This window comes from Streptomyces sp. NRRL S-495 (genome assembly GCF_000966955.1).
GTDB lineage: Bacteria > Actinomycetota > Actinomycetes > Streptomycetales > Streptomycetaceae > Kitasatospora > Kitasatospora purpeofusca.
Genome location: NZ_JZWY01000869.1, coordinates 1 through 4,907 on the forward strand (window position 1 = coordinate 1; position 4,907 = coordinate 4,907).

A 4,907-nucleotide genomic window follows, 5' to 3' on the forward strand; every position below is an offset into this window, starting at 1 on the left:
AGTACGGCGGTGTTGGAGTACGGCGGTGTTGGAGTACGGCGGTGCTCGTGTGCGCCGGCGCCGGTGCGCGCCGGGGTTACCTTCGGACGGTCGCCGTGGCGGTGGCGACGGTGCCGTGCTGGACGGTTTCGACGGTGGCGCCGACACCGAGGACGCCCAGGGCGATGGAAGCGAGAACGGCGGAGCCGGCCAGGACGCGTCGGTGGCGCTTGGGCATGGGGAAGCGCGGGTCCTGGGAGGTCGCCGGAGGGATGGCGTTCATGGCAGGGAGGTTTCCAGGGCGGTGTTAACGATCGCTACGTGCGGGTGAAGTCCGGGTGGGGGGTGGGCGTCGGCTTGGGCGACAGCTGCAACGCCGCAGGTCACGCCAGCCCCCGGGGTGGGCGGCGGCCCGCCCCGGGGAGGGGCGGTTCACCCGGTCGGGGGACGCCGGTTCCCGCTGCGGGCGTCGGCCATGGCCTCGCCGACGGCGACCCGGACGGCGTCCCGCAGGCCGTGCACGGGGTGGAACCGGGACGGTCCGGCGGCGGGGTCGGTGCGCAGCTCCTTCACCAGCGCGACGCACAGCAGCAGCATCACCCCGACGAACGGCAGCGCGACCAGGATGGTGGCGTTCTGCAGCGCGGTGAGCCCGCCGGCCAGCAGCAGCGCGGCCGCGACCCCGCCCATCAGCACGCCCCACACCACCACCAGCCAGGTGCGCGGGTGGAGCGAGCCGCGGCTGGAGAGCGAGCCGAGGACGAGCGAGGCGGAGTCGGCGCTGGTGATGAAGAAGGTCATCACCAGCAGCACCGCGACCACGCTGGTCACGGTGCCGCCGGGGAGCGAGCGCAGCATTTCGAAGAGCGAGGCCTCGGCGCCCTGCGGGATGGTCTCGACGAGGTCGGCGGCGCCGGTGCTGTCGAGCCGGATCGCGGTGCCGCCCATGACGCAGAACCAGATCACGGTGGCCCCGCTGGGCACCAGCAGGACGCCGATCAGGAACTGCCGCACGGTGCGGCCGCGCGAGATGCGGGCGATGAAGGTGCCGACGAAGGGGGCCCAGGAGAGCCACCAGGCCCAGTAGAAGATGGTCCAGCTGCCGAGCCAGTTCTCGTCCGTGAAGGCACCGGTCTGGGTGGACATCGCGAGCAGGTCGGAGAGGTAGCCGCCGACGGTGGAGGGGATCGCGTCCAGGACGAAGACGGTCGGGCCGACCACGAAGACGAAGAGCATGATCAGCGAGGCCAGCACCACATTGGCGGTGGAGAGCCACTTCACGCCCTTGTGCACGCCGGAGAAGGCGGAGAGGACGAAGGCGGCGCTCAGCGCGGCGATGATCACCAGCTGGGTGCGCTCGGTGTTGCTGACGTCGGAGACGTAGCCGAGGCCGTCGGCCACCTGGAGGGCGCCGAGGCCGAGGCTGGTGGCCGAGCCGAAGACGGTCGCGAAGACGGCGAGCAGGTCGATCGCCCGGCCCGGCCAGCCGTCGGCGCCGCGCTCGCCGATCAGGGGTACGAAGGCGGCGGAGATCCGGTTGCCCCGGCCCTTGCGGAAGGTGGTGTAGGCGAGCGCGAGGCCGCCGACCGCGTAGATCGCCCACGGGTGCAGGGTCCAGTGGAAGAGGGAGAACTCCAGCGCCTGCTGGGCGGCGGCCGGGGACTGCGGTTCGAGTCCCGAGCCGGGCTGCGGCGTGGCGAAGAGCTGGAGCGGTTCGCCGACGCCGTAGAACATCAGGCCGATGCCCATGCCCGCGCTGAACATCATGGCCACCCAGGCGAGGGTGGAGAACTCCGGTTCGTCGTCGTCCCGGCCGAGCCGGATCCGTCCGAAGCGGCTGAACGCGAGCAGCACGGTGAGGGCGAGGAAGATGTCGGCGGCGACGACGAAGAGCCAGCCGAAGTTGTGCAGGACCCAGCCGAGGGCGGTGCTGGAGGTCCGGCCGAGGTTGTCCTCGGCGAAGATGCCCCAGGCGACGACCCCGAGCACCGCGACCGCGCCGATCCCGAAGACCACCCGGTCGACGGGGAGGGTGGCGGCGGGTTCGTCCGGCGGCCCGGCGGGCTGACTGGTCATGGGGTACCTCTCACGGCGTACTGGCGGGCCGACGGCATGCGTCGGCGACATGATCTAAAAGGTATACATGTCGTACTATGTCCAGTTCCCGTCGGGAGAGTCGGGACGGCGCGCCGGGAGGCGGCGACCTGAGAGGGCGTCAGCCGGGCCGGGGCGCGGCGGGGAGAAGGGCCGTCGGTGGGGCTCAGGCCGCGACGGGGAGCGGGACCGCCGGCAGCGGGGCGGCGGGTCCGACGGTGTCCAGGTAGCCGGCCAGCGCGTTCCGGCTGCGGGTCAGCTCGCCGATCCGCGCGTCCAGTTCGGCCAGCTCGCCGCGGAGGGTGGCGAGCAGGTCCGGGCAGGACTCCAGGGCGGGCACCGGCCCGCTCGCGCAGGGGAGGATCCCGACGATCACCCGGGTGGGCAGGCCCGCCGCCAGCAGGCCCCGGATCTGCCGCACCCGGACCGTGTCGCCCTCGCCGTACTCGCGGTAGCCCCCGGCCGAGCGGGCGGGCCGGAGCAGGCCCTGCTCCTCGTAGTACCGCAGCAGGCGGGTGGACACCCCGGTCAGGCGGGCGAGTTCTCCGATGCGCATGACCGGGCGAACGCCGCCGCCCGGCCGGGTGTTCCCGCTGCGCCCGCGCGGGCGCCCCGGCGGAGGTCGGGCGGCGGCCTCGACCATCGGCAGGTGGCCGGCCGTCAGCTCGACCAGCCGGGCCCCGGGGATGCCCTCGGCCAGGGCGCGGTGCTGCTCCGGCGGCACCAGTCCGTCCTCGGTGGTGCTGACGACCAGGGTCGGTACCCCGACCCGGGCCAGCTCGGCGCGGACGTCGGCCCGGGCGGCCAGGTCGAACTGGGCGTGGAAGCCCGCCGGGAGCGGGGCGGCGGCCAGGGCGGTGCGCAGCTCGGCGAGCTGTTCGGCGGGCAGCGCGTCCACCCAGGTCCGGCCGAACACCACGGTCAGCAGCTGGTTGGCCATCAGCTCGGGGTGCCCGGCGAGGGCGAAGGCCTGGTCGGCCAGCAGCCGGAACCGCTGCGAGCCACCGGCCACCCCGGAGAGCAGCAGCAGCGAGCGGACCCGCCCGGGGTGGCGGGTGACGGCCCGGACGGCCACGGCGGCGCCGAGCGAGTAGCCGGCCAGGTCGAACCCGTCCAGGCCGGCCGCGTCGGCGGCGGCCACCAGGCGGTCGGCCAGGTCGTCGAGGGAGAGCTCGCCCGGTTCGGCGGGGCTGTCGCCGGAGCCGGGGAAGTCGGGGGCGACGACCGTGCGGCGGGTGGCGAGGTCGTCGAGCAGCGGGCCCCAGTTGTCGCGGGCGCTGCCGCCCGCGCCGTGGGCGAGCACCAGCCCGGGGCCGCTGCCCAGGACGATCCGGGCGAGCCCAGGACGATCCGGGCGAGCGGTGCGGCGGGGGCGGCGGGCGCGGTGGTGGGCCGGGTGGTCATGGCGGTGCTCCTGGGCGGGTCGGGTCGTGCGGAACGGGCGGGTCCGGGCCGGACGGCCGGACCGCTCCGCACGCTAGGAGTTCACACCGGTGTGAAGGTCAAGCCCGCCGCTCGACCCGGGGCGCCCCGGCACGCGGGCAGGACGGGGCGCGGGCCGACCCGTCAGGGCCGGGCCCGCCTCGCGTCGGGCCTCAGGCCGTGGACGTGACCTCGTACGGGGCCGGGCGGGGCGTCTCGTACGGGTTCAGCACCAGCCGCACCACGTCCTCCAGCCGCCGCCGGGCGTCGCCCAGCGTGGTGCGGCCGGTCACCCAGGCGGTCAGCTCGCCCTGCCAGGCATGGCCGACGATGTGCCGCACCAGGTCGCTCGCCGCGGCCGGCACCTCGTCGGCCATCACCGCCTGGAGCGCCGTGCTGTCGGCCCGGGCCATGCCCTGGAGGGCCTCGCTGGCGAAGGGGTCGGTGGAGGCGGCGACGGCCACTCTCAGTCGGGCCAGCTCGGGCTGCCGCTGGTAGGCGCGCATGCCGCCGCGGACGAACCGCGCCACCCGGTCCGTGGCGCCCAGGCCGGCGCGCGGTCCGCGCAGCTCCGCCACCAGGTCGGCCAGCAGTAGCCGGTGCCAGTCGGCGATCGCCGCCGCCAGCAGGTGGTCCTTGGAGGAGAAGTAGCGGTACGCCGTCCCCAGGGCGACTCCGGACCGCTCGCAGACCTGCTTCATCTGCAGCCGCTCGACGCCGATCTCGTTCACCAGGGCGAGCGCCGCCGCGATCAGGCTTTCGCGGCGTTCGAGCTGACGCGGAGACATCGCCTCCACCGGCCGTGGTGACAGGTCAACCTTGGTCACCCGCACCATGATACGGGCCGGGGCCGCTCAGGAATATGACGCCGACCGGCCGCCCGCCGTTCGCCCCTCGGTCACCGGGTGCGGGCGGGGCGGCGGATGGCGGGCGGCCGGCGGGCGCGGCGGGGCCGGCCGGGCGGTGCGGCCGGACGGACCGGGTGGTCAGCGCGGCGCGACGAGGCGTTCGCGGATCAGCGCCTCCTGGACGGCGGAGGCCACCAGCCGGCCCCCTCGGTCGTAGAACTCGCCCAGCGCCAGCCCCCGGCCGTCCGAGGAGGACGGGCTGCGCTGGGCGAACAGCAGCCATTCGTCGGCCCGGAACGGCCGGTGGAACCACATGGCGTGGTCCAGCGAGGCCATCACCAGCCGGGGCGGCTCGGTGCGCTGGAAGAAGTTCGGCTGGACGTGCAGCCCGGCGGTGGAGGCCAGGGTGAGGTCCGAGAGGTAGGTGAGGGCGCAGACGTGCAGCAGCGGGTCGTCGGCCGGCAGCGGGGAGCCGGCGCGCAGCCAGACGAACTGCTGCGTCATGCCGGGCACGGCCGGCGGCACGCCCGGCGCTTCCGGCGGGACGAAGCGCAGCTCCAGGGC

General features: G+C 74.9%; 4 protein-coding genes and 1 pseudogene. All 5 read right to left on the reverse strand.

The window, feature by feature from the left end; translation table 11 throughout:
- Positions 1-76: 76 nt before the first annotated feature.
- Positions 77-262 carry a hypothetical protein gene (locus VR45_RS35225; protein WP_045943991.1) on the reverse strand — a complete coding sequence of 62 codons (186 nt, stop codon included), beginning with the start codon at positions 260-262 and terminating at the stop codon, positions 77-79.
- A 149-nt stretch (positions 263-411) separates the two neighbouring features.
- Positions 412-2,055, reverse strand: a complete 1,644-nt coding sequence (locus VR45_RS35230; RefSeq protein WP_045943992.1) for a BCCT family transporter — start codon at positions 2,053-2,055, stop codon at positions 412-414.
- 184 nt (positions 2,056-2,239) lie between these two features.
- The gene (locus VR45_RS49455) at positions 2,240-3,376 is read right to left on the reverse strand and encodes an alpha/beta fold hydrolase (protein WP_063772602.1); all 1,137 of its coding nucleotides are present in this window, start codon (positions 3,374-3,376) and stop codon (positions 2,240-2,242) included.
- Between the two features lie 292 nt (positions 3,377-3,668).
- Positions 3,669-4,322: a TetR/AcrR family transcriptional regulator gene (locus VR45_RS35240; protein WP_045943995.1), complete on the reverse strand. Its 654-nt coding sequence runs from the start codon at positions 4,320-4,322 to the stop codon at positions 3,669-3,671.
- Between the two features lie 159 nt (positions 4,323-4,481).
- Positions 4,482-4,907: pseudogene (locus tag VR45_RS35245) on the reverse strand (acyl-CoA thioesterase domain-containing protein); the annotation flags it as partial.

Excerpts from the sequence above, each read along its gene's own strand:
- VR45_RS35225 (WP_045943991.1), bottom strand. The coding sequence starts at position 262 with ATGAACGCCATCCCTCCGGCGACCTCCCAGGACCCGCGCTTCCCCATG.
- VR45_RS35230 (WP_045943992.1), bottom strand. The coding sequence starts at position 2,055 with ATGACCAGTCAGCCCGCCGGGCCGCCGGACGAACCCGCCGCCACCCTC.